The following is a 23676-nucleotide window of genomic DNA, read 5'->3' as shown; positions in this document are numbered from 1 at the left end:
GGCTATCTCGGCGCAACCGAGTCCCAGGACACGGTGAGTTCACCGAGCCGCCATCTGCTGCGACCGCCGATCACGGGCCATCCCTGGCTCTTCAGAGCTGTGATGGTGGCAAGGAAGCGCTGCGTCGCCCCGAACGTCGACAGCGGTGCCGCGCGCTCCCATTCTCGATCGAGCGCAGTGAGCAGATCGTGGATGCGCTCACCGGGAACGTTCCGGTGGATCAGTGCTTTCGGCAGCCGCTCGGCGACGATCCCAGGGCGCTCGAGTTCTGCCAATCGCAACGAGAGTGTGAAGCGCTCAGGTCTGCCTGCGGAGGAGACATCCACCCAGGTGGCGATGCGTCCGATCTCGTCACAGGTTCCCTCGAACAGCATGCCGCCGGGAGAGAGGCGGGCAGCCATCGACGCCCAGGCGTCGGGCACGTCTGCCTCGTCATACTGGCGAAGCACGTTCATGGCGCGGATCGCTGCGGGGCGGCGTCCGGCGGGGAGTGGAACTTCGAATCCGCCGCGTGCGAACGAAACGTGAAGATCGGGGGAGAAGTTCGTGAGTCCCGCGCGAACGTCGTCGAGCTGGGTCTGCGCGGTCGCCACTCGTGCGGGATCGAGCTCGAAGCCGATCACCTCGGCGTCAGTGCGCACCTTCGTTAACCTTGTCGCGAGTTCGAAGGCGGTGACACCGCTCGCGCCGAAACCCAGATCTATGACGAGAGGATCGGCCGCGGCGCGAAAGGCTGCCGATGCTGCGATCCAGCGGTCATTCCGGCGGAGTCTGTTGGTGCCCGTCGTACCCCGAGTGGGGTGTCCGAGGGGAGATGACGCCATGGGTCCATCCTGCCATCGCCCTGGTGTGCTCTCGATAGACTGGGCCCATGACGCGCACTCTCATCCTGCTCCGCCACGGCCAGAGCGAGTGGAACGAACTGAACCTCTTCACCGGCTGGGTGGATGTCCGCCTCACAGAGAAGGGCAAGAACGAGGCCCGTCGCGGCGGCGAGCTGCTGGCAGAGGCCGGCATCCTGCCCGACGTTCTGCACACCTCGCTCCTCAGCCGTGCCATCCAGACCGCTGACATCGCGCTGGATTCCGCTGACCGCCTCTGGATCCCCGTCACGCGTTCCTGGCGCCTGAACGAGCGCCACTACGGTGCACTGCAGGGCAAGGACAAGGCACAGACTCTCGAAGAGTTCGGCCCTGAGCAGTTCCAGCTGTGGCGCCGCTCCTTCGACGTTCCGCCGCCCGTGCTCGACGACGACAGCGAGTTCAGCCAGGTGAACGACCCGCGCTACGCCGGCATCGACGGAGAAGTTCCCCGTACTGAGTCCCTGAAGCTCGTCATCGACCGGCTGCTGCCCTACTGGAACGACGCGATCGTTCCCGACCTCGAAGCAGGCAAGACCGTCCTCGTCACCGCGCACGGAAACTCGCTGCGCGGGCTGGTCAAGCACCTCGATGGCATCAGCGATGCAGACATCGCCGAGCTCAACATCCCTACGGGCATCCCGCTGGTGTATGAGCTGGACGACAACAACGTCCCCACCGGACCCGGACGCTACCTCGATCCTGCCGCTGCCGCTGCGGGTGCTGCAGCCGTTGCTTCGCAGGGCAAGAAGTAACCTCACGCTTCAACACCGAACCCCCGCCGTGCTGGTGAGACAGCGCGACGGGGGTTCAGCGGTAAGACGAGGGATCAGCCCTTACCAGCCGACTTCTCTTCCATGAGCGCGTGGGCTTCGGCAGCCAGCGGAATGTCGTGCTCTTCGACCGCCCAGTCGCCGGTGGCGAGGTAGACGACCTTCTTCGCGATCGCGACAGCGTGGTCTGCGAAACGCTCGTGGTAGCGGCTGGCGAGCGTCGCATCGACGGTCGCGGTCGCCTCGCCCTTCCAGTTGTCACTGAGTACCTTCTCGAACACGCGCGCGTGCAACTCATCCACGTCGTCATCGGCGTTGCGGATCTGGTCTGCCAGGCGCAGGTCCTGGCTGTGCAGCAATTCGGACAGTGTGCGCGCGATATCGACGTCGAGCTCGCCCATCTTCGAGAACGTGCCCTTGAGGCCCTTGGGAATCGCACGCTCGGGGAAGCGCAGCCGTGCGAGCTGAGCGATGTGCTCAGCCATGTCACCCATGCGCTCCAGCGATGCGCTCACGCGCAATGCGAAGACGACGATGCGCAGGTCGCGGGCCACCGGCTGCTGGCGAGCGAGAATCTCGATGGCCAGCTCGTCGAGCACGACTGCCAGCTCATCGATCTTCGCGTCATCGGCGATGACCTCCTCCGCCAGAGCGACATCGCTGTTGCGGAAGGCTCGAGTGGCCTTGTCGATCGCGACGGTGACGAGGTCGGCGATCTCGACGAGCCGAGACTGGATGTCCTCGAGGGACTGGTGGAAGACTTCGCGCATGAGCGGCGCAACCTTTCGTTCGGGGCTCGGCAGAATGCGACGGCCGTTGAGGGCACGACGGTGCTCGCGCGCTCTCTGCGATTGTGCTCGCTGAAGGTTAACGAATGGTGCCCAGTACGTGAATAGTAGTTCTCGATCCTGGGGCCCGATGTGAAAGCGCGCTGAAGCAGAGGTGAACGCGCTCTACGCTGAAGACATGACCCAGGGGACTATCGCGCTCATCGCCCTCGCTGTCGGTCTGGTGATCGGCGTCGTGCTCTGTGCGATCTTCGCGTGGGCGTATCGTGCAAAAGCGCGAACGGCGCATGCGACATCCTCCGACGTGCCGCAGGGAATCGCAGAGGTGCTCGCGAGCATGGACGACGCCGCGTGCGTCCTGGATGCTTCGGGGCTGGTGCTCGCGAACTCTCATTCCGCGACGCGGTTCGGGATCGATGTCGGTGCGACGCTGGATAACGCCGAGCTCCGTCAGCTTGTGCGAACGGTGCGATCGAGCGGAGTGTCCACGACAGAGGCCATCCGTCTCTCGCGTTCGCCGGGAGGCCTGGATCCGCGATTGGTCTCAGCGCGTGGGAGCGCGCTGGGTGCCCGGCTGATTCTGCTGATCATCAGAGATGTCACAGAACAGGAACGGCTTGATCAGGTGCGCCGTGACTTCGTCGCGAACACGAGCCATGAGCTGAAGACGCCGGTGGGGGCGGTCACTCTGCTCGCGGAGGCGATCGAGTCCGCGGCAGATGACCCACAGCAGGTGCGGGTCTTCGCGTCGCGGATCTCTGCGGAGGCGACCAGGCTCGGCCAGCTCACCGGGCGCATCATGAGTCTCTCGCGCCTGCAGGCCGCGGATGGCGTGACAGAGTTCGACCCTGTCTCGGTTGACGAGGTCATTGCCGCATCCATTGAGGCGCACGCGGTGCAGGCCGACTCCGCGAGCGTTGAACTCGTGCGGGGCGGTGATCGCGGTGCCTACATCCGCGGCGACGTGCAGATCCTCATCGAGGCGGTCGGCAACCTCATCGCCAACGCGATCGTCTACTCGCCGAAGTCATCGCGCGTGGGCGTCGGCGTGAAGGTCGACCTTGACACGGTTCAGATCGCCGTCTCCGACCAGGGCATCGGCATCAGTGAGACCGATCGCGAGCGCATCTTCGAACGCTTCTATCGCGCCGATGAAGCACGATCTCGCCGCACAGGCGGAACAGGGCTGGGGTTGTCGATCGTCAAGCACGCCACACACCGGCACGGAGGAGACGTGCGGGTGTGGTCGCGCCCAGGGCGCGGATCGACGTTCACCATGGTGCTGCCGCGCATCGATGCGCCGGTGCCAGAGGATACTGCCAAGAAGACCAAGCAGAAGCGCACTCGGACGAGTTCCAGAGGAGCATCGTCCGTGACCGCTCGAAAAGGAGAGCACGCATGACCCGCATCCTTATCGTCGAGGACGAGCCAGACCTCGCCGATCCCCTCGCGTACCTGCTTAGGCGTGAAGGATTCGAAGTGGAGATCGCCGAGGACGGCCCGGGGGCGCTGACGGCGTTCCGTGAGCGTGGAGCAGATGTCGTCCTGCTCGATCTCATGCTGCCGGGGATGCCGGGGACCGAGGTCTGCCGGCAGATCCGCACCAGCTCGAGCGTGCCGATCATCATGGTCACCGCAAAGGACTCCGAAGTGGACATCGTCGTAGGGCTCGAATTGGGCGCCGATGACTATGTCACCAAGCCGTATTCGTCGCGCGAGCTGCTCGCCCGGATGCGCGCGGTGCTACGGCGGGTGACTCAACCCGATGAAGAACTCGAAGAGCGCGTGCTCGAGGGAGGGCGCGTCTCTCTCGACATCGACCGGCACACTGTGGCCGTCGCCGGTGACGAGATCAACATGCCGCTCAAGGAGTTCGAGCTGCTGGAGGTGCTCATGCGAAATGCTGGGCGCGTGCTCACCCGCGGACAGCTCATTGATCGCGTGTGGGGGAGTGACTACTTCGGCGACACCAAGACCCTCGATGTGCACATCAAACGAATCCGGTCTCGGATCGAGGAGAACCCCAGTGAGCCCGTGATGCTGGTAACCGTGCGCGGACTCGGATACCGCTTCGCCGGTTGAGAACGCGAAAGAGGCCGGCCACCCGATGGGTGCCGGCCTCTTTCGCGTTCGTGCGGTCAGTCCGCTTCGGGCACCAGGTCCGCGTACTCCGGAAGAGTCCCGTCGAGAACGGGAACCTCAGTGACGCTGCCGGTGGCATCACCGGACTGGAAGTACATCGGGATCGTTGCGCCGGGCATCGTGTCGAGGTCATCGATGCGCAGCGGGTCAGTGGTCGCGCCGAGGCTGACAGTGTCGCCGGCGCCGACGCGGACGGTGAGGGGCTCGAGGCCCTCGATCTCGACCGTGAGAACCTCAGCCTTGTCGGTGGTGTTGACGATCGCGGCGATGAGGTTGCCGGTCGATCCGTCTTCTGTCGCGATGACCATCGCGTTTCGGATGTCGAGCGGACCCTCAGAATCGGGCACGTTCACGCCATCTGAGACGTTGTACGGATCGATCGAGGTCGCCTGCGGTGTGAGGAACGTGCACCCGGTCGTCCCGAGCAGGACGAGGGCGCTGAGGGCGGCAGACGCTACAAGGCGCGATTTCACGAGTCCTCCTGGAGCTATGGGATGTCGAGTCCATTCTATGGGTATGGTTCAGCTCCGCTGGAACATGCGGGAGCAAACCTTAGCGCATGTTGCCTGTGGTATTCTGGAGGTTGCCGAAAGGACACGATTTTATGCTTTTTGAGGTTGGCGAGACTGTCGTCTATCCGCACCATGGGGCCGCGACGATTATCGAGGTCAAGGATCGCGTCATCAAGGGCGAGACGAAGAAGTATCTGAAGCTCAATGTCACCCAGGGCGACCTGATCATCGAGGTGCCTGCAGAGAACGTCGACCTGGTCGGCGTCCGCGATGTCATCGGCCAGGAGGGCCTTGACAACGTGTTCGAGGTGCTGCGTGCGCCGTTCACGGAAGAGCCCACCAACTGGTCACGTCGTTACAAGGCAAACCTTGAGAAGCTCGCCTCTGGCGATGTGATCAAGGTCAGCGAGGTCGTTCGCGACCTGTGGCGTCGCGATCAGGATCGCGGGCTTTCAGCGGGTGAGAAGCGCATGCTCGCCAAGGCGCGTCAGATTCTTATCTCCGAACTCGCACTCGCAGAGAAGTGCGACGAGGACAAGGCTGGCGTTCTGCTCGATGAGGTCCTCGCCTCCTGAGGCGCGGACGTCTCTCGCTAAAGTGAGAGCGTGACTCTTATCCCTGTGCCGACGACGGCGATCATCGTCGTCGCGGCCGGTTCCGGCACGCGCCTCGGCGCTGCTGCGCCGAAGGCTTTCATCGGCATTGATGGGCGCTCCGTGCTTCGTCATGCGCTCGACGGCGTCTTCGCGGCGTCGCCAGCCCAAGTGATCATCGTCGCGCCCGCAGGGCACGAGGGCGATGCCGAGACTGAGATGCGAGCCGCCGCTGGCGACCGTGCGAACCTCGGGATAGTCGTCACCGGAGGCGAGACCCGGCAGCAGTCCGTGGCAGCGGGGCTCCACGCTCTCTGGGGCCACATCGCCACGGTGCTCGTGCACGACGCCGCGCGTGCGCTCACAACTCCTGCGCAGATCGACGCAGTCGCGGATGCTGTCACCGCCGAGTCGGGAGTCATTCCCGCGCTCCCTGTCGTCAACACGCTCAAGCGCGTTGCTGGCGTAGACATCATCGAGGCGGTGGATCGCTCCGCACTCGTCGCCGCGCAGACCCCGCAGGGATTCCCGCGATCGCTTCTCGAAGCGGCCTACGCTGCAGCGCGTGAATCCGGAGCCGAATACACCGATGACGCCGCGCTGTTCGCCGCAGCCGGTCACCCCGTTGCGCACATTCGGGGCTCCGAGCTCGCGTTCAAGATCACGACTCCCGCAGATCTCGATCGCGCGCGCCAGCTTCTGAAGCGCGGCCGCGCACCCGCACCGCTCCCGCGCGTCGGCGTCGGCACGGACGTGCACGCCTTCGGCGGCGACGGCGACCTGTGGCTCGCTGGCCTGCAGTGGCCGGGGGAGCCGGCACTGTCGGGACATTCCGACGGAGATGTCGTGGCGCACGCGATCGTCGATGCGCTGCTGGGGGCGGCCGGTCTCGGCGATATCGGTGAGCACTTCGGCACGTCGCATCCGGAATACGCCGGCGCGCACGGCGACGTCTTTCTCGCACGCACCCGGCAGATCCTCGCTGACGCAGGCTTCTCGATCGGCAACGTATCGGTGCAGCTGCAAGCCAACCGGCCCCGCTTCACTCGGCGCCGAGCCGAGGCAGAGACCGCGCTCTCAGCCGCTCTCGGGGGAGTGGCCGTTTCGATCTCAGCGACGACGACCGACGGCCTGGGCTTCACAGGGCGAGGCGAAGGCGTCGCAGTCACAGCTGTTGCGCTGGTCGTCCCCGGTACGCTAGAGCAGTGACACTCCGCTTCTACGACACCCGCGCGCATGAACTGCGCGATTTCGTGCCTCTCGACCCCGAGAACATCACGATGTACGTGTGCGGGCCGACTGTGCAGTCGGGACCCCATATCGGGCATGTCCGTGCTGCTCTGAGCTTTGACCTTCTGCGTCGCTGGCTCACGCGCCGCTACGGGCGGGTGACCTTCGTGCGCAATGTCACTGATATCGACGACAAGGTGCTTGCGAACGCGACGGCAACCGAACCATGGTGGGCACTGGCCTATCGCATGGAGCAGGAATTCACCGCTGCCTACGAAGGCATCGGCATTCTGCCGCCCACATACGAGCCACGGGCGACGGCATCCATCCCGCAGATGCAGGAACTCATCCAGACCCTGATCGAGCACGGGAATGCGTACCCGGCTCCCGATGGCTCGGGAGATGTCTATTTCGATGTGCGCTCCTGGCCCGAGTACGGTGTACTCACCCACCAGTCGCTCGATGCGATGGAGGCTGCACAGGATGCGGATCCTCGCAGCAAGCGCAATCCGCAGGACTTCGCCCTCTGGAAGGGTGTGAAACCGGGAGAGCCGGAAGATGCCGTGTGGGACTCGCCCTGGGGTGCTGGCCGTCCCGGTTGGCACATTGAGTGCTCGGCGATGTCGAAGCGCTACCTCGGCGCGGAGTTCGACATTCATGGCGGCGGGCTAGACCTGCGCTTCCCGCACCACGAGAACGAGCTCGCGCAATCGACAGCAGCGGGCGATGGGTTCGCGCGCTACTGGATGCACAACGGGCTGGTGACCGTCGGCGGCCAGAAGATGTCGAAGTCGCTCGGTAACTTCACCCTCGCAGCCGACGTGCTTGCTGAGCGCGATCCGCTGGTCGTTCGCTACGCTCTGGCAGCGGCGCACTACCGCTCGAGCCTCGATCTGACGGAGTCCTCGTGGGCAGAGGCAGAGGCAGCGGTCGACCGCATCCGCACGTTCCTCGAGCGAGCCGAGCGTGTTGCGCCGGCCTCGGGGGCGCCGCGCGAAGAAAGGGTGCCGACCGCATTCTTCGAAGCGATGGACGACGACCTCGCCGTCCCGCGCGCGATTGCGGTGATCCATGAGAGCGTTCGCTCCGGCAATGCGCATATGGATGCTGGACGCCTCGAAGAAGCGCGACTGGATGTCTCCGATGTGATCGATATGACGAACATGCTCGGCATCAACCCACTGTCTGTGCAGTGGAAGACGGCAGGAGGCGCCGAGGCATCCGCCCTCGATGCACTCGTGCAGACGATGATCACGCAGCGCACCGCAGCGCGCGCCGACAAGGACTGGGCGGCCGCAGATCGCATTCGCGATGCGATCGCTGCCGCAGGAATCACGCTGGAGGATACTCCGGCCGGAACTCATTGGAGTATTGATGGCTAAGCCACCGCGCCCCGGCGCAAGCAACGGCAAGAAGAAGGGCCCGCTCAAGGGCACCGGCGGACTCGGGCGCAAGTCGCTCGAAGGCCGTGGGCCCACCCCGAAGGCGGAGGACCGCGCCTGGCACCCGGCAGGCAAGCGCAAGGCTGCCGCCGAGAGGTATGCGGCATCAGGCGGCAAGGGGCGCGCGCCCGGTGCGGGCGGCCGCAGCGGAGGGGGCAACCCGAACCGCTCGCCCAAGGCGAAGGCCGGCGACGACACCGAGAACGTGACCGGTCGCAACTCGGTGCTCGAGGCCCTTCGCACGAAGATCCCCGCGACGGCGTTCTACATCGCGCAGCGTGTGGAGATGGACGACCGCGTCAAGGAGATGCTGTCGATCGCCACGCACCGCGGCATCCCGGTGCTCGAGGTCACTCGTCAGGAGCTTGACCGCATGGCCGGCTTCGACGGCGTCCACCAGGGCGTCGCGCTGAAGGTTCCGCCCTATGAGTACGCGCACCCCCAGGACCTGCTTGAGAAGGTGATCGATCGCGGTGAGGTTCCGCTGTTCGTCGCGCTCGATGGAATCACTGACCCGCGCAACCTCGGAGCGATCATCCGCTCGACGGCCGCTTTCGGCGGCCACGGCATCATCCTTCCGCAGCGCCGCTCGGCTGGAGTGAACTCGGCTGCGTGGAAGACCAGTGCCGGTGCTGCCGCACGTCTTCCCGTGGCGATGGCGACCAACCTCACCACCCAGCTCAAGGAATTCAAGAAGCAGGGTGTCTTCGTCATCGGACTCGACGGCGGGGGAGACGTATCGCTTCCGGACCTCGAACTCGCTGACCGGCCCGTCGTGGTCGTGGTGGGTTCCGAGGGCAAGGGGCTCTCGCGTCTGGTGACCGAGAACTGCGATCAGATCGTCTCGATCCCGATATCTGCAGCCACAGAGTCGCTGAACGCCGGTATCGCAGCGTCCGTCGCGCTGTATCAGATCGCCACGGTGAGGAATCAGGGATGACACGTATCGTCGTCATCGGAGGAACCGGTTACGCCGGATCGCACATCGTCGCCGAGGCCGTCTCGCGTGGTCACTCGGCGGTCTCGATCGCGCGGTCGCTTCCCGCTGAGCGTGTCGAGGGTGCCATCTATCTCGAAGGCAACATCCTCGATGTTCCCACGATCGTCAGTCAGATCGGTGAGGCGGATGTCGTCATTCAGGCGCTTTCGCCGCGTGGCGACATGGTCGGCAAGGTTCGTGCAGCGACGGCAGAGCTCGTCGCGGCCCTTCCCGAGAACGTGCGGGTCGGAGTCGTCGGCGGCGCAGGAGGAAGCCAGGTCGCACCGGGCGGTGCGCGACTGATCGACACGGACTTCCCCGACGAGATCAAGCCCGAGGCGTTCGAGGCGATCGGTGTCCTCGAGGATCTCCAGGCAGACACGACCGGACGCGACTGGTTCTTCGTCCACCCGGCCGGTGGGTTCGGTGCATGGAACCCCGGTGAGCGCACCGGCATCTATCGTGACGGCGGCCCGGTTCTGGTCACGGATGAGAAGGGTGACTCGTTCATCTCGGGTCCCGACTTCGGAGTCGCATTCGTCGACGAGATCGAGAACCCGAAGCACCAGCGCGAGAACTTCGCCGTGGGGTACTAGTCAGACCAGATCGCGCCAGTCGACCTCGTTCTCCTCGTCGGTCACCGGCATCGTGCCGGTGACCACGGGGAGTGACATCGTCTCGGTCGGCGGGCCCATGATCGTGGCCTCGTCGCGGCGGTGCCTCAGGACGTCGTTGATGTAAGACGTCAGCACCTCGGCGAGTGGTACCGAGCGGCCACTCGCCTGCGACAGGTACCACCGGTGTTCGAGCACCTGGTGGAAGACCTCGGCGGGCTCGAGCTTCGCTCGCAGGTCGTACGGAATCGCGCGAACCACGGGTTCGAACACGCGCGTGAGCCACTCGTGCGCGTACATTTCTTCATCGGCCCACTCCTTCTTGGAGCGAGCGCGGAACTCGTCGAGATCATTCAGCAGCCTGCGGGCCTGGTTCTCTTCGACATCGAGCCCGGTGAGTCGGATGAGCCGACGCTGGTGGTGTCCAGCATCCACGACCTTCGGCTGGATCTGCACGACGGTGCCATCGGCCGTGGTCGACATCGACATCTCGTCGATGTCGAAGCCGAGGGCATTGAGCTGTTCGACGCGCTCGGTGATCCGCCACGTCTCGTTCGCTGAGAACGACTCCTGAGCGGTGAGGGCTGCCCACAGCGAGTGATACGACGAGACGATGCCGTCGGCGATGGCGACGGCATCCACGCCGTGCTCGAGGCGCCCACCGGCGGCGAGGTCCATGATCTCGCCGGCGACATTGGTGCGGGCGAGATCCAGGTCATACAGACGCTGGCCCTCGGTCAGGCCCTCTTCGTGGAGCTCACCGGTCTCGGCATCCACCAGGTAAGCGGCGAATGCGCCGGCGTCGCGCCGGAACAGCGTGTTCGACAGCGATACGTCACCCCAGTAGAAGCCGACGTTGTGCAGACGCACCAGAAGCACTGCCAGCGCGTCGACCAGACGCGTTGCGGTGTCGGGGCGTAGTACGCGCGTGAACAGCGCGCGGTAAGGCATTGAGAAGCGCAGGTGCGCGGTCACAAGGGCTGCGGGAAGGGCTGTGCCGTCAGCATCCGTTCGCCCGGCGATCACCGCGACGCGATCGACGCAGGGCACGTCGAGTCGGCGGAGGTTGCCGAGCATCTCGTACTCGCGCTGCGCCATCTCTGCGGTGGTCTCTTTCACCGCGACGACGCGACCGGAGAGATCCGCGAAACGGACCAGATGGCGAGACAGGCCTTTGGGGAGGGAGACGATGCGCTCCGACGGCCACTTGGCGAGAGAGATCGACCACGGCAGCGCCAGCAGCTCGGGATTGACCTTGCTCGCGGTGATGCGAAGTGCGTCCTGCATTATTGCCCCTCTGAAACGACGTCCGTTGCGACGTCTCTCGGAAACGACGCGGCGCGGGCGACCAAGAGGTCAGCCCGCGCCGCATTCATGACGAGGTCAGGATGCGATGACCGGCTTGTCGTTCAGGCGGACGCCGGACTCGATGTCGAAGGCGTGCACGTGTCCAACGCTGGCGGCCAGCGTGACGGTCTCGCCCGCGTTCGGGTGGTTGCGGCCGTCGACGCGTGCGACGAGGTCCGTGCGCTTGCCGTTGATCTCGGTGTGACCGTACAGGTAGCCGTCCGCGCCGAGCTCCTCGACCAGGTCGACGGTGACCGAGAGGCCCTTGCCGTCAGCGGGTCCGACGACGATGTCCTCGGGGCGTACGCCGACCGTGACCTGGCTGCCGTTCGCACGGCCGACAGTGTCGCGGTCAAGACCGACGACCTCTGTGCCGAAGCGCACGCCGCCCTCGGCGAGGTCAGCCGAGAAGAGGTTCATGGCGGGGGAGCCGATGAACCCAGCGACGAAGACGTTCTCGGGCTTCTCGTACAGGTCACGAGGCGAGCCGACCTGCTGGAGCAGACCATCCTTGAGGACCGCGATGCGGTCACCCATGGTGAGGGCCTCAGTCTGGTCGTGCGTCACGTAAACCGTGGTGACGCCCAAGCGGCGCTGCAGGGATGCGATCTGCGTACGGGTCTGGACGCGGAGCTTGGCGTCAAGGTTCGACAGCGGCTCGTCCATGAGGAACACCTGCGGCTGACGGACGATAGCGCGGCCCATCGCGACACGCTGACGCTGACCGCCGGAGAGCGCCTTCGGCTTGCGGGTGAGGTACTCCTCGAGATCGAGGAGCTTGGCGGCCTCGAGCACGCGAGTGGCACGCTCTTCCTTGCCGATGCCGGCGATCTTCAGGGCGAAGCCCATGTTCTCGGCAACGGTCATGTGCGGGTACAGCGCGTAGTTCTGGAAGACCATTGCGATGTCGCGGTCCTTCGGCGGCACGTCGGTGACGTCGCGGTCACCGATCATGATGCGGCCTTCGTTGACCTCTTCGAGGCCGGCGAGCATGCGCAGCGAGGTGGACTTTCCACAGCCGGATGGACCGACCAGGACGAGGAATTCGCCATCAGCGACCTCGAGGTTCAGCTTGTCGACTGCCGGGCGGGTTCCGCCGGGGTAGAGCCGTGTGGCGTCATCGAACGTGACAGATGCCATTGTTTTCTCCTTCACCGGCAGGTACGTGCCGGACGATCCGTTGTGATGGATGCGGTGGGGTCTACCCGCCGTGGCCCGCCTTCGGGCCGTGATAAGTATGGCATGGATGCGCGCACCTGGGTATTTCCCAGCATGTCTGATTACCATCGAAACGTCCCTGCACATTCCGCAAGAGCGTGTTCTGCGGGCGAAGGGGAGCCCGTCCCCGACCACTGACTTTCAAGAGGAACGATGTCGAGCGAGGAAACGCCGAACGTCCCGGACTCTCGCGATTCCCGTGAGGCGGTTCGGGAGAAGGCCCAGCAGGTGCACGCCCAGCAGTCCAGGGCGCGCCTCATGCGAAGGATCATCATCGGCGCTGTCGCCATCGTCGCTGTGGGGGCGATCGGTGCCGCCGTGACGCTCGCTGTGACCTCGACGGTGTCCAAGCCCGTTCTGAATCCGCGCGGGATGGACGGCGACGGAATCGTGGTGAGCAGCATCACGAAGGCGGATGCTGAGACCGTCCCCTCTACGCCGGTTCCGACGGAGAGCGGTGCGGGCAGCGAGACCGCAACCCCCGACCCAGAGGCGACTGCTCCCGCTGTCGATGTCCACGTCTACGTGGACTACCTCTCGCCCGGTGCGGGCGAGTTCGAGCGAGCCAACACCCGTCAGCTCGCCGGATGGATCAACGAGGGCGCGGTTGAGGTCACGTACCACCCGGTCTCGATGCTCACGGCGAGCTCCAACGGCACCAAGTACTCGCTCCGAGCTGCTGCCGCGGCTGCATGCGTCGCCACGTACTCGCCGGAGCAGTTCTACGCCTATAACCACGAGCTCCTCGTCGACCAGCCGAAGGTCGACAGCAGCGGACGCACAGACGTTGAGCTCGCTGACCTCGCGGTGGCGGTCGGCGCGAACACTCCGAAGGCCGTCCGCGAGTGCATCGAAGAAGGCGACTTCATCACCTGGGCGAAGGAGGCGACTTCGCGCGCGCTCGAAGGTCCGCTTGAGGGGTCTGATGACCTCACTCTCACCAGCGCCCCGATGATCGTTGTCAACGGACAGCCGTATGTCGGTTCGCTGACTGACCCCGCTGAGTTCTCGCAGTTCGTGCTCACGGTCGCCAGCGATACGGACGCGACGCCCAGCCCCACACCGACGCCTGCCGCCACGGAGACTCCTGCGCAGTAGACACTGTCTCGGTTTCCGAACCGCTCCTACGGCTCGCTAAGCTGTAGGACGTTCGCCGACTTAGCTCAGCTGGTAGAGCACCTGTCTTGTAAACAGGATGTCACGGGTTCGAATCCCGTAGTCGGCTCCAAATTATGACCTGATCAGTCGCAGTTTTACGGTCGCCTCCAGCAGTCGTGGGGGAGTGGCTGCACCGTATTCTGCACCCTATGCGCGAAACGCTGCGCTCCCGCTGTGCTCACGATCATGAAGACGACCTCGCGATTCGTCGCCGCGTTCGCGCTTACCGGCACGCTCGTGCTCACCGGCTGTGCGGCGTCGCTCGATTCTGTCGCCGAGGAATGCGGTGGCAGCGCCGCGGGTGTGAACGCGGACGACTCAGGCATCATGATCGACGTCGGAGCGGGCGCAGACGGCCTACTGTGCGTCGTGCCGAAGGTCTTCTCGGACAAGTCCGATCAGTACGCCGTGGCACTGCTGCTTGACGACGGCCTCGGCCAGACGTCGGAGATCGATGGCCGCGAAGTGAAGACCGGTTCTCTCGGCGGATCACCGTTCGTGTTCATCGCGAACTAGTAGCGTCCCGTTCCGCCCAGCCATACGCTGTCGGGATGGAGGATCTCGACTTCGGTGCGCAGCCGCACTGCCCGGACGATGACGTCGTGATGCGCGACGTCCCAGGCGGGTGGGATATCGCAAAGGTGCCGCCAGTCCTGAACCGAGACGGTACGTTCACCGCGGATGCCATGATCGGCCGCCGTGACGATGTGCGGGAGATCGAAGCCGACGACATGGACACCCTGCAGAGCAAGGTGCCTGATGGGTGGCAGATGCTATCCGTCAGGAAGATCTGAGCGCGACTGGTCGGTATGGTGAAATCGTGCGCCGCATCACTCTCTTAGCGCCGGTCATCCCGGCTTCCGACACTATTGCGCAGCCGCTGAGCGCACCAACGCTCGAAGCGGCAGCTGACGAGATCGAAGGCTATCTCGAACCCCTCCGGGAGCTTGAGCCCCAAGGAAAAATGGTCGAACCCCATCGCCTCATTCTCGAAGGAATGGATGAGATGCTGATTGCCCTGCGCGCTGGTGACAGCGAGCGGCTTTCTGCCGCATCCAGCGAGCTCGCGAAAACCGGGGTCGATGTCGAGATCACTTGCCGATAGCGCCCATGCACGACGAGAGACCCCCGCACCCAGCCGAAGCCAGGTGCGGGGGTCTTGTCGTTGCTGAACTAAGTTTCCGGGAGTGTTGTACTCTCCTATGGGGCGCCTCCTGGCGTGCCCAGCATGATCAAAGGAGACCACACGCAATGGCCCCGAAAAGCCCATCAGGAGCTCGACGATACCTCGCGTTGACCGCAGTGGCTGCCCTCTCGATGGGAAGCCTATTTCTCACGCAGCCGGCATTCGCGGAGGAGTCAGCTGCTCTCGAGCACGCCACTACTGGCGCACCGCCCGCGGATGCTCTCGCTGCGTTTAAGCAGGCCGACAAGGGGGGCGCAGAGATTGTCGCCTTCGGCGTGAACGCCTCGGGCGATGACGTAGTCGTGGCGACCGAAGAAAGCGTCGCTACGCCGGAGGGCGAAGCGGCGGTTGAAAAGTTCGCCGCGGACGCAGGTATGCCGAGCGCCGAGATTGTCAAGGTCTCCGAGGCTCCGGTCGCGTTTGCGGCTAGCGATGTCGTGGGTGGCCAGGGCTACCTCGGCCGGGACCCAGCCGGAGACGGATTCTCCTGCTCGATCGGATTCGCAGCCTGGAGCCCCTCGGGCGACCCGGCTTTACTTAGCGCGGGCCACTGCGCGCCGATGACCGACCTGGTGCTGTCCACGCCGTCTGAGGACCCCGCAGCAGGCGGCCCAGGGGGCGAGGTCATCGAGGGTACCCCCAAGCTCGGTGACTTCGGCTTCTACCAGTACGGCGGCGCTGGCGGAACGCCAGGAACAGCTGGCGACCCGGAGGCCACCGACATCTCTGTGATCACGATCGATCCAGCATCTGGTTACGTGCCGCTTCCCGCGGTGACCGACTGGACGACCGCGGGCGACTCGAACGATTCACTCGCGGCCAGCACGATCAGCGTCAGCGCTTCAGGGGCTCCCGTCGTGGGCACGGTTTCGAAGAGTGGTCGCACGACCGGCTTCACCTCCGGCGAAGTCAAGGCATCTCACGTTGTCGATGGCTGGTCAATCATTGGTGGGAAGTGGGTTCGCGGCTTCCAGAGCAACGTGCTCGCCGCCGGGGGCGACTCTGGCGGCTCGGTAATACAGGGCAACACGGCAGTCGGCGTGATCAGCGGTGGTTCTCCGGCTGATCCCGACAGAGATATTGAACAGTTCACCTGGTCGACCTCGCTCGTGCACGCACTGCCGACGACCGGCGGCTACGAGGTCGCCCTCGACATTGCGGCTCCCATCGTCACCACCCCCGCTGCAGGCTCGAGCGTTGAAGCAGGTGCCGTCATTTCAGGCACGGCTGCAGGCGCCGAAAGCGTTGAGATCTCGGGTGTCGGCGCGACGTTCACCGTTCCCGTCACGAGCGGTGCATTCACCTTCACGGCTCCGGGAACTCCAGGCCCCTACACCCACACGCTGAAGGCAGTCAACGGCCTCAGCAAGTCGGCCCCCACGAGCTACGCGCTCACGGTCCTTGAGGCACCCCCCGTGGCGCCCGCAGTCACCTCGATCACGGGCGGCAGCGAATTTGCACACGATGCAGGCCCGACGGGCGCAGCAGGCACCGGCGTCAACGGTGCAACAATGGCAGTCGAGCTCACGGGCACCGTCACCGGTTCATACACTGCGACGGTCGTCGACGGCGCATGGACGGTCGACTTCGGCAAGCGACTCGCTCCCGGCTCCTACCAGCTCTCGGCAACGCAGACGCTGGACGGCCGCACCTCTGCGGCCACGGTCGTAGCATTCACCGTGGCGGCAGCTCCGGCGCCCGACCCGGGACCGGGCCCCACCCCCGGCGGCGGCACGACGCCGACCACCCCCGGGGTGACGCCCAGCGCGAACACCAAGGCCCTTCTGGCCAACACGGGCGCTGACGCGTTTGCTCCGGTGCTTGGGTCGATTGCAGCGCTCGCGCTGCTCACCGGTGGCGTCGCGCTGATCGCTGCCCGTCGCCGCGCTCGCAGCTAGCGACCGAAGGCAAAAGGCGTGCTCCCCGATGGGGAGCACGCCTTTTGCGCGTGCGGGGCTCCCCGATGGGGAGCACGCGATCCCACGCGCCATGCCCGCAGCGATAGCAATCCTCGGGGTCGGAGTCGCACTCTTAGTCGTTGGCATCATCGCTGATATCCCCCTCTACCGTTCCCGACGAGGACGTGCGCACGGAGACGCGCTGCGCTGGGATGGTGTGCAGGCTCATCGCTGGGCTATGTGAGGTGATTAGGGGCGTATCAGGTTGCGGATGCGCGCTCCCGATGCAGGTCTATTGCAACGAAGGCCACGCGGTCGCTGACCACAACCCGCTATAGCTACTCGCCGCCTTCCATGCCCATGATTGCGAGGAACCAGATTTGAGCGCCTCAATCCAGACCAGCATTGGTTGACCGACGAATTCAACGTCTCAGTCGACGCGATCTACGCATACGAGGAACACTGCCTCACACGACTCCGAGGCATCACATACAGCCGCGCACGCATGGGCATTGGCCAGTGGACGCACCGTGCGGCCGTAATCATCTGAAAGCAGGAGATCATGGGCAGAGCAGCGAAGGGCGACGGGTCGATATTCAAGACCGACACCGGATACCGCGGATACATCACCGTCAACGGGCGCCGGAAATACACCTCAGGGTCGAAGAAGACCGAAGTCGCGCAGAAGCTCCGCGAGATGAAGAATCAACGCGACACGGGCGTCCTCGCCGTTGGCCGCTCACCGCGCCTCGCCGACTGGATCGCGCACTGGTTGAAGGCCACACAGCCAGAGCACACGATCAAGACGCACGCCGGCTACCAGGAGGCCGTCGACAACTACCTGCCGACATGGCTCGGCGACGTCACGATCGCGAAGCTCACCGCCGAACACCTCGAGGACGCCTACGCGACCCTCGGGGAGAAGTACGCGGGGTCGACCGTCTACCAACTGCACACCGTCATCAGGGCATCCCTGACGCTCGCGGCGAAGCGCGGGAAGGTGCCGACGAACGTCGCGAAGCTCGTCGTGTCCTCGCCGAAGGCTGACCCGCAGCCTGTCCGCCTTTCTCCGACGCCGACCTGGAACGGATCTACACCGCTCTCGCCGGGACGGACATCGAGTCGCGTTGGATGCTGGCCCTGGAGCTCGGGCCGCGGCCGGGGGAGTCGATCGCGTTCGAATGGCCACACGTCGACTTCGACGAAGGATCCATCGCTGTCCGACAGCAGCTGCAGACGGTCGAGGGCAAGCTGCGCCTCGTGCCGTACACGAAGACCGATGCGGGCATGCGAAAACTCCCCATGCCAGGACACCTCGCCGACGCACTCAAGAAGCACCGGAAGGTGCAGCTCGAGCAGATGAGCAAGATTCCGACATGGGGAGGATGGCGTGATGAGGATGAGGGCGACGGGGTAGTGCATTCGTTCGTGTTCACATCGTCGCGGCGCCCTGGGTGGCCGATCACTCCGTCGGGCGACTCTCAGCAGTGGAAGCGGCTGCTGACCAGTGCGGGGCTCCCACATGCGAAGCGCTACACGGCGCGCCACACGGCGGCGTCGCGGATGATCGCCGCGGGCATCGATCTAACGGTCATTGCGGAGATCCTGGGACATGCGAACGTGAACGTTCTGATCCGTGTCTACGCGCACGCTTTGGAGGAGCGGAAGAAGGCGGCGGCCAGCCTGCTTGAGGCGGCTTGGTCGCGCGGCGCTGCACCTTATCCTGCACCTTATGAGGCGGATTCAATGCACGCCGGGAACATCAGAGCACATAGGTAGATGCCCGGAATTCTGCGGCTGGATCGGCCGGCGCTCATCCCCGCACAGTCGAGTGAGACTGTCTTGTAAACAGGATGTCACGGGTTCGAATCCCGTAGTCGGCTCCAATTCACCGCAGCGTTATTGTGCGCTCTTCGGCCTCCGCCCGCGCCTGGGCCGATCATGCCATGCGGCGATCGCATCCGGGGTCAGATCGTCGCGATCCCAGAGGTACCCCGAGACGTTGCCGATCGGATCGATGAAGGTGTCGCTGGCGCTGGAGGCTTCGCCGGCGTCTCGGCGTCGCATGGTCTGACGCAGCGAGACCGGAGTGACGCCGAGCAGCTCGGCAACCTCATCGATCGTCGCGTAGCGCGCAGCGAACCGCGACTCTTTTGTGGCGTCGCGCAGCGCTCGGGGGCGCGAGATCTCATCGTCGCTCGGCATGGGCCCTCCTGATCTGTGAGTGAGCCCCACGATAGTCGAGCACTAGCATGGCGCCATGGACGATGCCGTCACGCGTCTCGATGTACCAGGGACCTCCAACTTCCGGGCGGTCGCGCCCGGAACGGTGGCATCTGGGCGTCTGTATCGTTCTGACGCGCTGGACAGGCTCAACAGCGTTGGACGGCAGCGCATCGCCGAACTGGGCATCACCGCAGTGATCGATCTGCGCTCGCGCATTGACCGGCGCATCGGCGGCCGCGACCGCCTGCGCGGTACCGGCGCCGTGCGCATCAGTCTGCCCATCGACGGCGTACCGCGCCGCGTCGATCTGACGACGATCACCCTCCCCGAGGCGTACCGCGTCATCCTTTCTCGCCACCAGCAGCTTCTCGGCACCGTGATTCGAGCTATCGCAGCATCCGATGGGCCGGTTCTCGTGCACTGCACGGCGGGTAAAGACCGCACGGGGCTGGTCGTCGCGCTCACTCTTGCAGCCATCGGCGTCGATCGTGATGCGATCCTCGACGATTACGCGCTCACGGCAGCGAATCTTGCCGGCCCCTGGACCGAGCGCATGGTGCGCAAGGCTCGCCGATTCCGGATCCGTCTGACAGACGACCTGATCGCGATCTTGGCGTCGTCACCGCGTGAAGTTCTGAGCGAGACCCTCGATTGGGTAGACGCCGAGTTTGGCGGACTGACCGAGTACCTGGACGGGGCAGGCGTGGACGCTGACGTGCGTGCAGCACTTCACGCGAAGCTGCTGCCCTGATCAGGGCTGCAACGCGGACTCTCGACGTCGCAGCGCCAATGGTGCCGCGACGCCGTGCAGCACGATGCTTCCCACCACTGTGGCGACCATGACCGCCAGGACCAGCATTCCCTCATCTTCTGGCAGGGCGTTGTAGGCGAGCAGGCCGAACACGATCGTGGCGGTGCCGCGCGGTCCCAGCGCGCCGATGAAGACGCGGTCTGCGGGGACCACTTTGCTGCCCATCAGCGACAGGTAGACCGGCAGCATCCGGATCAGGGTGAGAGCGAGTACGGCGAGAACGACGAAGCGCCAGTCGAATCCCGAGGCGAAGACCACGACTGCGGCGCCCCCGAGCATGAACCAGACGAAGTTCGCGGCCAGGACACCCACCTCATCTACCAGGAGAAGCTCGCTGTGATCGATGCCGGACTCCTCGGTTGAACGCACCCGGGTGAGGCGGTAGCCGATGCCGGCGACGAAGGCAGCGACGAACCCGTTCGCGCTGAAGAGGGGCAGACTCGCCACGCCGTACACGATCAGCGGCAGCAGCACCATCACGTAGCGTGCGCCGACGTCACTGGCGATCTCTCGCTGTCGTGCGAACCGCACAGCAAAACCGACCGCGCATCCGAGAGCCATGCCGATCACGATCGCGAGGAGTGTCGAGGGCGCCGCATTGGCGAACGAGATCAGGAACTCCAGCACAGGCTTCTCGATCGCCTCGTCGGTGAGCTCGGACTCCGGAGTGCGCGAGATCGTCGTCCAGAGCACTGCGAGCGCGAGAGACATGCCGAAGAGGGGAGAGACGAGCCCGTCGTTGTAACCGCTCTCGACGTTCAGGATCTGCCGCGCGCGTTGCGGGACGCCCTTGCGGCGCAAGAGCTGGGCCGCGGGGGAGAAATCGGTGGGCATGATCACGCACGCGATGACCACCATCACCGGGATGCTGGCCTCTGGGAGGATCCACACGCCTGCGAGGAACGCCAGAACAAGAGACAGCGGAAGCGCGATGAGCACCAAGCGCGCGATCACGCGCCCCTCCTTGCCGAAGACGCCGCCCTTCACCTCTGTCGCATCGACGAACAGCAAGATCGCGAGGATGACTTCGACCGACTTCTCGGCAATGTGCGAATCGAGCACATTGCTGAACGCGGGTACGTCCCATGCGACGGTGGCAGCACCCAGCAGGAGAAGGCCGGCTGGTCCAGCGACTCCCCAACGCTCGAAACGGTGCGAGATCAGTGACCACAGCAGGATCGCAGCAAGACTGATCAGCAGGAGGGGAGACATGAGAGAAGACTACGGCCGCGACAACGCCGGTTTGACAGCTATCCGCTCGGACATCTCGGCCGACTCGGCGAGGGCGTGATCGATGAGGCCACGATCGGGAGCCCCTGTCAGCCACTCGTCGCTCATTCGTGCGGGGATCAGCACAGGCATCCGGTCGTGGACGTCTGCGAGGTGGGGAGGGGCGGGGGCCATCACGATCGAGTAGCAGGTCACCCATTCCCCGTCTGGTGTGCGGCCGCGCTGCGTCACCGCAGCCATGCCGAACAGCGCGCCGTCTTCGAGCGCGAACTCATGCCACACGCGCTCGGGTTTGCGCATCTCGAACCAGCCGGTCGCGGGGACGATCGCGCGCGTCCGAAGTGCACCTGCGTGATCCTGCAAGCGCTCTGAGCGCGTGTTGATGGAGGGGAACTTCGCCGGCTGGCCATCAACCAGATACCCCCACCACGCGCGCTCCAGGACAGCTCGTTCTTCTCCGGGAGTGATAAGCGGGTTGAGGTTGCGCAGATTCTTGCCGGTGGGACGCAGCGTCTCGCCGTCGTTCTGCGCAGCCCATGCGCGCAGCCCTTCGAGGATGTCGGCATCTGCCTCGGCCAGCAGGTCAGCATCGGTGAAACGAGGATCGAGTCCGTAGCTCGCGCACATGTCGAAAGACTAGCGCTGAGCACGGACAGTCGCCTCGGGTAGGGTGCTCGAGTGACTCCGACCCGCCACCTGCCTGCCCCCGTGGCGTTGGGCGGCGCCGTGTCGATCGGTGCGATGACGGCGATTCAAGCGCGCATCAACGGGGTGCTCGGTATGCGCATCGATGATGGCATCGTTGCGGGGCTCATCTCGTTCACCGTCGGACTCGTCTTCCTGCTGGTGGTGACCGTTGCGCTGCCACAGACCCGCGCGGGAGCGGCGCGGCTCGTGCACGGCGTGCGCACGCGTCGGATCCCGATCTGGATGCTGCTGGGCGGCGCCTGCGGAGCGCTCACCGTCTCGACGCAGGGCGTGACTGCGGGACTCCTCGGCGTCTCACTGTTCACTGTCGGCGTAGTGGCGGGACAGACCGTGCATGGCCTCCTGCTCGATCGGATCGGCATCGGCCCGGCGGGAGTCGTCGCCGTCACGCCCGGCCGGGTGCTCGGCGGAGCTTTCGCGCTCGCCGCGGTGGCGATCTCGCTGAGCGGTGATGTGCTGGCGACGGCACCGCTCATTCTTCTCGTACTGCCGTTTCTCGCTGGCCTCGGCATCGCATGGCAGTCCGCGGCGAATGGCCGGCTCGCTCAGCGCGTGCAATCACCGATGACGGCGACGCTGATGAGCTTCATCGCGGGCACGCTGGTACTGCTCGTGGCGGCAGGGATCAGCATTGCTGTCGCGGGGATGCCGCGAGCGCTGCCGACCGAACCCTGGCTGTACTTGGGCGGCCTGCTCGGCTTCGTCTACATCCTGCTCGGTGCGACGATCGTCGCCCATACCGGTGTGCTGCTGCTCGGTCTCGGATCCGTGCTCGGTCAGCTCGTGACTTCGGTCGTGATCGACCTGCTGTGGCCTGCGGCATCCGGCCCCGCATTCTGGCAGCTGATCGCGATGGTCGCGGTGGCGGCCGCATCCGTCGCCGTGGCGGTGCCATGGCGGCGCCGGCGCCGGTGAGCCGTCACTCTGCGGTCTGGGGCAAGCGGCTCAAGAGTGCGTTCGCGTCGACGAGCTCACGCCGGCCGGGCTTCTTGCTCTCGGGCTTGCCGCCGACGTAGAGCCACCCCAGCAGCTCCTCGTTCTTCTGCAATCCGTGCGCGCGGGCGACGGATTCGGACCGGGTGTAGCCGCCCGTGCGCCAGATCACGCCCCAGCCCGCTTCGTCGAGCAACAGGCTCAGAGTGTGAGCGACGCCGGATGCCACGGCCTCCTGCTCCCAGCGCGGCACTTTGTCGCTCTTGCGAAAACTCGCGACCACGGCGATCAGCAGAGGCGCCCGCAGCGGCTTGGATGACGGACGCGTGTCACCCTGTGCCGCCGCGATCGCTTCACCGAGTCGGGCGCGGTCATCGCCGCGCAGCTCGATCAGTCGCCAGGGGCGCAGCGAGGAGTGGTCGGCGACGCGCCCTGCCGCCGCGATCAACGGCAGCAGCTCTTCGCGGGTCGGCGCAACCTCGGTGACTTTCGACCACGACTGTCGCGCGAGCGCGGCATCGAGTGCGCTCACGCCTCGGGAGCCTCGGGGGAGAAGTTCAGCGCCAGTGAGTTCATGCAGTAGCGGTCGCCTGTGGGCGTGCCGAAGCCATCAGGGAACACGTGCCCCAGGTGCGAGCCGCAGTTCGCGCAGCGGACCTCGGTGCGCTGCATGCCGAGCGTATTGTCCTCGATCAGCTGCACCGCGTCAGGGCGGATCGACTCGTAGAAGCTCGGCCATCCGCATCCGGAGTCGAACTTCGTGCCGCTCTTGAACAGTTCGGTGCCGCACGCGCCACAGGTGTAAAGACCTGACCGCTTCTCATCGAGGAGCTCACCGGTCCACGCGCGTTCGGTCGCGGCGGTCCGAAGCACTGCGAACTGTTCTTCGCCGAGTTCAGCGCGCCACTGGTCGTCGGTCTTCTTGACGTTGTAGTCCATCGGGTCTCCCGGGTTCGTGGGCGAGTTCACTCCCCATTGTCCACCCGTACCCGGCACGCGAGGGCCGTGATGACGGTGTGAGTCAGAGC

The 23676-nt window shown here is 65.2% G+C and carries 26 protein-coding genes and 1 tRNA gene; 17 read left to right on the top strand and 10 right to left on the bottom strand.

The genetic code is table 11. The features are described 5' to 3' along the window. Positions 1 to 2 precede the first annotated feature (2 nt). The gene (locus tag ACTU6V_RS13915; protein WP_443475877.1) at positions 3 to 824 is read right to left on the bottom strand and encodes a class I SAM-dependent methyltransferase; all 822 of its coding nucleotides are present in this window, start codon (positions 822 to 824) and stop codon (positions 3 to 5) included. A gap of 47 nt (positions 825 to 871) precedes the next feature. On the opposite strand from ACTU6V_RS13915, the gene ACTU6V_RS13910 reads away from it, so the two are divergent. Further along, positions 872 to 1615, top strand: coding sequence for a phosphoglyceromutase (locus tag ACTU6V_RS13910; RefSeq protein WP_443469146.1), 744 nt, complete (start codon positions 872 to 874; stop codon positions 1613 to 1615). 74 nt (positions 1616 to 1689) lie between these two features. Here the strand turns inward: ACTU6V_RS13910 and phoU are convergent, their stop codons facing one another. Continuing rightward, on the bottom strand, positions 1690 to 2403 hold the full coding sequence (phoU, locus tag ACTU6V_RS13905) for a phosphate signaling complex protein PhoU (RefSeq protein WP_443469145.1): 714 nt from the start codon (positions 2401 to 2403) through the stop codon (positions 1690 to 1692). Positions 2404 to 2599: 196 nt separating this feature from the next. Between phoU and ACTU6V_RS13900 the strand changes: the two genes are divergently transcribed. Both ACTU6V_RS13900 and ACTU6V_RS13895 read left to right on the top strand, forming a co-directional pair. Continuing rightward, positions 2600 to 3823, top strand: a complete 1224-nt coding sequence (locus ACTU6V_RS13900) for a sensor histidine kinase (protein WP_443475876.1) — start codon at positions 2600 to 2602, stop codon at positions 3821 to 3823. Beyond that, complete coding sequence (locus ACTU6V_RS13895; protein ID WP_443469143.1) at positions 3820 to 4503, top strand: response regulator; 684 nt, start codon at positions 3820 to 3822, stop codon at positions 4501 to 4503. The genes ACTU6V_RS13900 and ACTU6V_RS13895 overlap by 4 nt, the downstream gene beginning before the upstream one ends. Positions 4504 to 4559: 56 nt before the next feature. Here the strand turns inward: ACTU6V_RS13895 and ACTU6V_RS13890 are convergent, their stop codons facing one another. After that, complete coding sequence (locus ACTU6V_RS13890) at positions 4560 to 5036, bottom strand: DNA modification methylase (protein ID WP_443469142.1); 477 nt, start codon at positions 5034 to 5036, stop codon at positions 4560 to 4562. Between the two features lie 131 nt (positions 5037 to 5167). Here ACTU6V_RS13890 and ACTU6V_RS13885 point away from each other — a divergent pair, with 131 nt between their 5' ends. Genes ACTU6V_RS13885 through ACTU6V_RS13865 form a run of 5 tightly spaced genes read left to right on the top strand, consistent with a single transcriptional unit; the run spans position 5168 to position 9915 of the window. Continuing rightward, on the top strand, positions 5168 to 5650 hold the full coding sequence (locus tag ACTU6V_RS13885) for a CarD family transcriptional regulator (protein WP_417510974.1): 483 nt from the start codon (positions 5168 to 5170) through the stop codon (positions 5648 to 5650). Positions 5651 to 5680: 30 nt separating this feature from the next. Further along, a complete protein-coding gene (gene ispD, locus ACTU6V_RS13880) occupies positions 5681 to 6877 on the top strand; it encodes a 2-C-methyl-D-erythritol 4-phosphate cytidylyltransferase (RefSeq protein ID WP_443469141.1) in 1197 nt (398 codons plus the stop codon). Then, positions 6874 to 8280, top strand: coding sequence for a cysteine--tRNA ligase (gene cysS / locus ACTU6V_RS13875; protein WP_443475875.1), 1407 nt, complete (start codon positions 6874 to 6876; stop codon positions 8278 to 8280). The genes ispD and cysS overlap by 4 nt, the downstream gene beginning before the upstream one ends. Continuing rightward, entirely contained in the window at positions 8273 to 9280 is a 1008-nt protein-coding gene (gene rlmB / locus ACTU6V_RS13870; RefSeq protein ID WP_443469139.1) for a 23S rRNA (guanosine(2251)-2'-O)-methyltransferase RlmB, read from the top strand. The genes cysS and rlmB overlap by 8 nt, the downstream gene beginning before the upstream one ends. After that, entirely contained in the window at positions 9277 to 9915 is a 639-nt protein-coding gene (locus tag ACTU6V_RS13865) for an NAD(P)-dependent oxidoreductase (protein WP_443469138.1), read from the top strand. The genes rlmB and ACTU6V_RS13865 overlap by 4 nt, the downstream gene beginning before the upstream one ends. Here ACTU6V_RS13865 and ACTU6V_RS13860 read toward each other — a convergent pair whose 3' ends face one another. Then, positions 9916 to 11220 (bottom strand): DUF4032 domain-containing protein, encoded by a 1305-nt coding sequence (locus ACTU6V_RS13860; protein ID WP_443469137.1) that lies wholly within the window; start codon positions 11218 to 11220, stop codon positions 9916 to 9918. It abuts the gene before it with no gap. 96 nt (positions 11221 to 11316) lie between these two features. Further along, the gene (locus ACTU6V_RS13855) at positions 11317 to 12420 is read right to left on the bottom strand and encodes an ABC transporter ATP-binding protein (RefSeq protein WP_443469136.1); all 1104 of its coding nucleotides are present in this window, start codon (positions 12418 to 12420) and stop codon (positions 11317 to 11319) included. A 231-nt stretch (positions 12421 to 12651) separates the two neighbouring features. Between ACTU6V_RS13855 and ACTU6V_RS13850 the strand changes: the two genes are divergently transcribed. The 7 genes from ACTU6V_RS13850 (at position 12652) to ACTU6V_RS13820 (ending at position 18519) form a co-directional block, all read left to right on the top strand. Continuing rightward, positions 12652 to 13596 (top strand): DsbA family protein, encoded by a 945-nt coding sequence (locus ACTU6V_RS13850; protein WP_443475874.1) that lies wholly within the window; start codon positions 12652 to 12654, stop codon positions 13594 to 13596. Between the two features lie 54 nt (positions 13597 to 13650). After that, positions 13651 to 13726 (top strand) — tRNA-Thr (locus tag ACTU6V_RS13845). Positions 13727 to 13842: 116 nt separating this feature from the next. After that, positions 13843 to 14172, top strand: a complete 330-nt coding sequence (locus tag ACTU6V_RS13840) for a hypothetical protein (protein WP_443469134.1) — start codon at positions 13843 to 13845, stop codon at positions 14170 to 14172. Between the two features lie 35 nt (positions 14173 to 14207). Further along, positions 14208 to 14450 carry a hypothetical protein gene (locus ACTU6V_RS13835; RefSeq protein WP_443475873.1) on the top strand — a complete coding sequence of 81 codons (243 nt, stop codon included), beginning with the start codon at positions 14208 to 14210 and terminating at the stop codon, positions 14448 to 14450. Beyond that, on the top strand, positions 14420 to 14761 hold the full coding sequence (locus tag ACTU6V_RS13830; protein ID WP_443475872.1) for a hypothetical protein: 342 nt from the start codon (positions 14420 to 14422) through the stop codon (positions 14759 to 14761). Before ACTU6V_RS13835 ends, ACTU6V_RS13830 begins: the two co-directional genes overlap by 31 nt. Before the next feature lie 146 nt (positions 14762 to 14907). Beyond that, complete coding sequence (locus ACTU6V_RS13825) at positions 14908 to 16740, top strand: S1 family peptidase (protein WP_443475871.1); 1833 nt, start codon at positions 14908 to 14910, stop codon at positions 16738 to 16740. A 1080-nt stretch (positions 16741 to 17820) separates the two neighbouring features. After that, positions 17821 to 18519, top strand: a complete 699-nt coding sequence (locus ACTU6V_RS13820; RefSeq protein WP_443475900.1) for a site-specific integrase — start codon at positions 17821 to 17823, stop codon at positions 18517 to 18519. A 120-nt stretch (positions 18520 to 18639) separates the two neighbouring features. Here the strand turns inward: ACTU6V_RS13820 and ACTU6V_RS13815 are convergent, their stop codons facing one another. Beyond that, a complete protein-coding gene (locus ACTU6V_RS13815; RefSeq protein WP_443475870.1) occupies positions 18640 to 18945 on the bottom strand; it encodes a hypothetical protein in 306 nt (101 codons plus the stop codon). A gap of 55 nt (positions 18946 to 19000) precedes the next feature. On the opposite strand from ACTU6V_RS13815, the gene ACTU6V_RS13810 reads away from it, so the two are divergent. Continuing rightward, positions 19001 to 19717, top strand: coding sequence for a tyrosine-protein phosphatase (locus tag ACTU6V_RS13810; RefSeq protein ID WP_443469127.1), 717 nt, complete (start codon positions 19001 to 19003; stop codon positions 19715 to 19717). On the opposite strand, the gene ACTU6V_RS13805 is transcribed toward ACTU6V_RS13810, so the two are convergent. Together ACTU6V_RS13805 and ACTU6V_RS13800 are read right to left on the bottom strand one after the other, a co-directional pair. Continuing rightward, the gene (locus ACTU6V_RS13805) at positions 19718 to 20989 is read right to left on the bottom strand and encodes a cation:proton antiporter (RefSeq protein ID WP_443469126.1); all 1272 of its coding nucleotides are present in this window, start codon (positions 20987 to 20989) and stop codon (positions 19718 to 19720) included. A 9-nt stretch (positions 20990 to 20998) separates the two neighbouring features. Beyond that, positions 20999 to 21634: an SOS response-associated peptidase family protein gene (locus ACTU6V_RS13800; protein WP_443469125.1), complete on the bottom strand. Its 636-nt coding sequence runs from the start codon at positions 21632 to 21634 to the stop codon at positions 20999 to 21001. Positions 21635 to 21715: 81 nt separating this feature from the next. On the opposite strand from ACTU6V_RS13800, the gene ACTU6V_RS13795 reads away from it, so the two are divergent. Next, positions 21716 to 22630, top strand: coding sequence for a DMT family transporter (locus tag ACTU6V_RS13795; RefSeq protein ID WP_443469239.1), 915 nt, complete (start codon positions 21716 to 21718; stop codon positions 22628 to 22630). Positions 22631 to 22634: 4 nt separating this feature from the next. Here ACTU6V_RS13795 and ACTU6V_RS13790 read toward each other — a convergent pair whose 3' ends face one another. Both ACTU6V_RS13790 and msrB read right to left on the bottom strand, forming a co-directional pair. Then, a complete protein-coding gene (locus ACTU6V_RS13790; RefSeq protein WP_443469124.1) occupies positions 22635 to 23180 on the bottom strand; it encodes a nitroreductase family protein in 546 nt (181 codons plus the stop codon). Continuing rightward, positions 23177 to 23587, bottom strand: a complete 411-nt coding sequence (msrB, locus tag ACTU6V_RS13785; protein WP_443469238.1) for a peptide-methionine (R)-S-oxide reductase MsrB — start codon at positions 23585 to 23587, stop codon at positions 23177 to 23179. Before msrB ends, ACTU6V_RS13790 begins: the two co-directional genes overlap by 4 nt. Positions 23588 to 23676 lie beyond the last annotated feature (89 nt).

This window comes from Microbacterium zouquanmingi (genome assembly GCF_052266675.1).
In the GTDB taxonomy this organism is placed as follows: Bacteria; Actinomycetota; Actinomycetes; order Actinomycetales; family Microbacteriaceae; genus Microbacterium.
This window is presented reverse-complemented; position numbering and strand designations above follow the sequence as displayed.

Coding starts and splice junctions, on each gene's coding strand:
- phoU (WP_443469145.1), bottom strand. CDS start 2,403: ATGCGCGAAGTCTTCCACCAGTCCCTCGAGGACATCCAGTCTCGGCTC.
- ACTU6V_RS13855 (WP_443469136.1), bottom strand. CDS start 12,420: ATGGCATCTGTCACGTTCGATGACGCCACACGGCTCTACCCCGGCGGA.
- ACTU6V_RS13865 (WP_443469138.1), top strand. CDS start 9,277: ATGACACGTATCGTCGTCATCGGAGGAACCGGTTACGCCGGATCGCAC.
- ACTU6V_RS13860 (WP_443469137.1), bottom strand. CDS start 11,220: ATGCAGGACGCACTTCGCATCACCGCGAGCAAGGTCAATCCCGAGCTG.
- msrB (WP_443469238.1), bottom strand. CDS start 23,587: ATGGACTACAACGTCAAGAAGACCGACGACCAGTGGCGCGCTGAACTC.
- ACTU6V_RS13800 (WP_443469125.1), bottom strand. CDS start 21,634: ATGTGCGCGAGCTACGGACTCGATCCTCGTTTCACCGATGCTGACCTG.
- ACTU6V_RS13840 (WP_443469134.1), top strand. CDS start 13,843: ATGAAGACGACCTCGCGATTCGTCGCCGCGTTCGCGCTTACCGGCACG.
- rlmB (WP_443469139.1), top strand. CDS start 8,273: ATGGCTAAGCCACCGCGCCCCGGCGCAAGCAACGGCAAGAAGAAGGGC.
- ACTU6V_RS13895 (WP_443469143.1), top strand. CDS start 3,820: ATGACCCGCATCCTTATCGTCGAGGACGAGCCAGACCTCGCCGATCCC.
- ACTU6V_RS13825 (WP_443475871.1), top strand. CDS start 14,908: ATGGCCCCGAAAAGCCCATCAGGAGCTCGACGATACCTCGCGTTGACC.
- ACTU6V_RS13900 (WP_443475876.1), top strand. CDS start 2,600: ATGACCCAGGGGACTATCGCGCTCATCGCCCTCGCTGTCGGTCTGGTG.
- ACTU6V_RS13835 (WP_443475873.1), top strand. CDS start 14,208: ATGGAGGATCTCGACTTCGGTGCGCAGCCGCACTGCCCGGACGATGAC.
- ACTU6V_RS13815 (WP_443475870.1), bottom strand. CDS start 18,945: ATGCCGAGCGACGATGAGATCTCGCGCCCCCGAGCGCTGCGCGACGCC.
- ACTU6V_RS13910 (WP_443469146.1), top strand. CDS start 872: ATGACGCGCACTCTCATCCTGCTCCGCCACGGCCAGAGCGAGTGGAAC.
- ACTU6V_RS13805 (WP_443469126.1), bottom strand. CDS start 20,989: ATGTCTCCCCTCCTGCTGATCAGTCTTGCTGCGATCCTGCTGTGGTCA.
- ACTU6V_RS13850 (WP_443475874.1), top strand. CDS start 12,652: ATGTCGAGCGAGGAAACGCCGAACGTCCCGGACTCTCGCGATTCCCGT.
- ACTU6V_RS13885 (WP_417510974.1), top strand. CDS start 5,168: ATGCTTTTTGAGGTTGGCGAGACTGTCGTCTATCCGCACCATGGGGCC.
- ACTU6V_RS13810 (WP_443469127.1), top strand. CDS start 19,001: ATGGACGATGCCGTCACGCGTCTCGATGTACCAGGGACCTCCAACTTC.
- ACTU6V_RS13915 (WP_443475877.1), bottom strand. CDS start 824: ATGGCGTCATCTCCCCTCGGACACCCCACTCGGGGTACGACGGGCACC.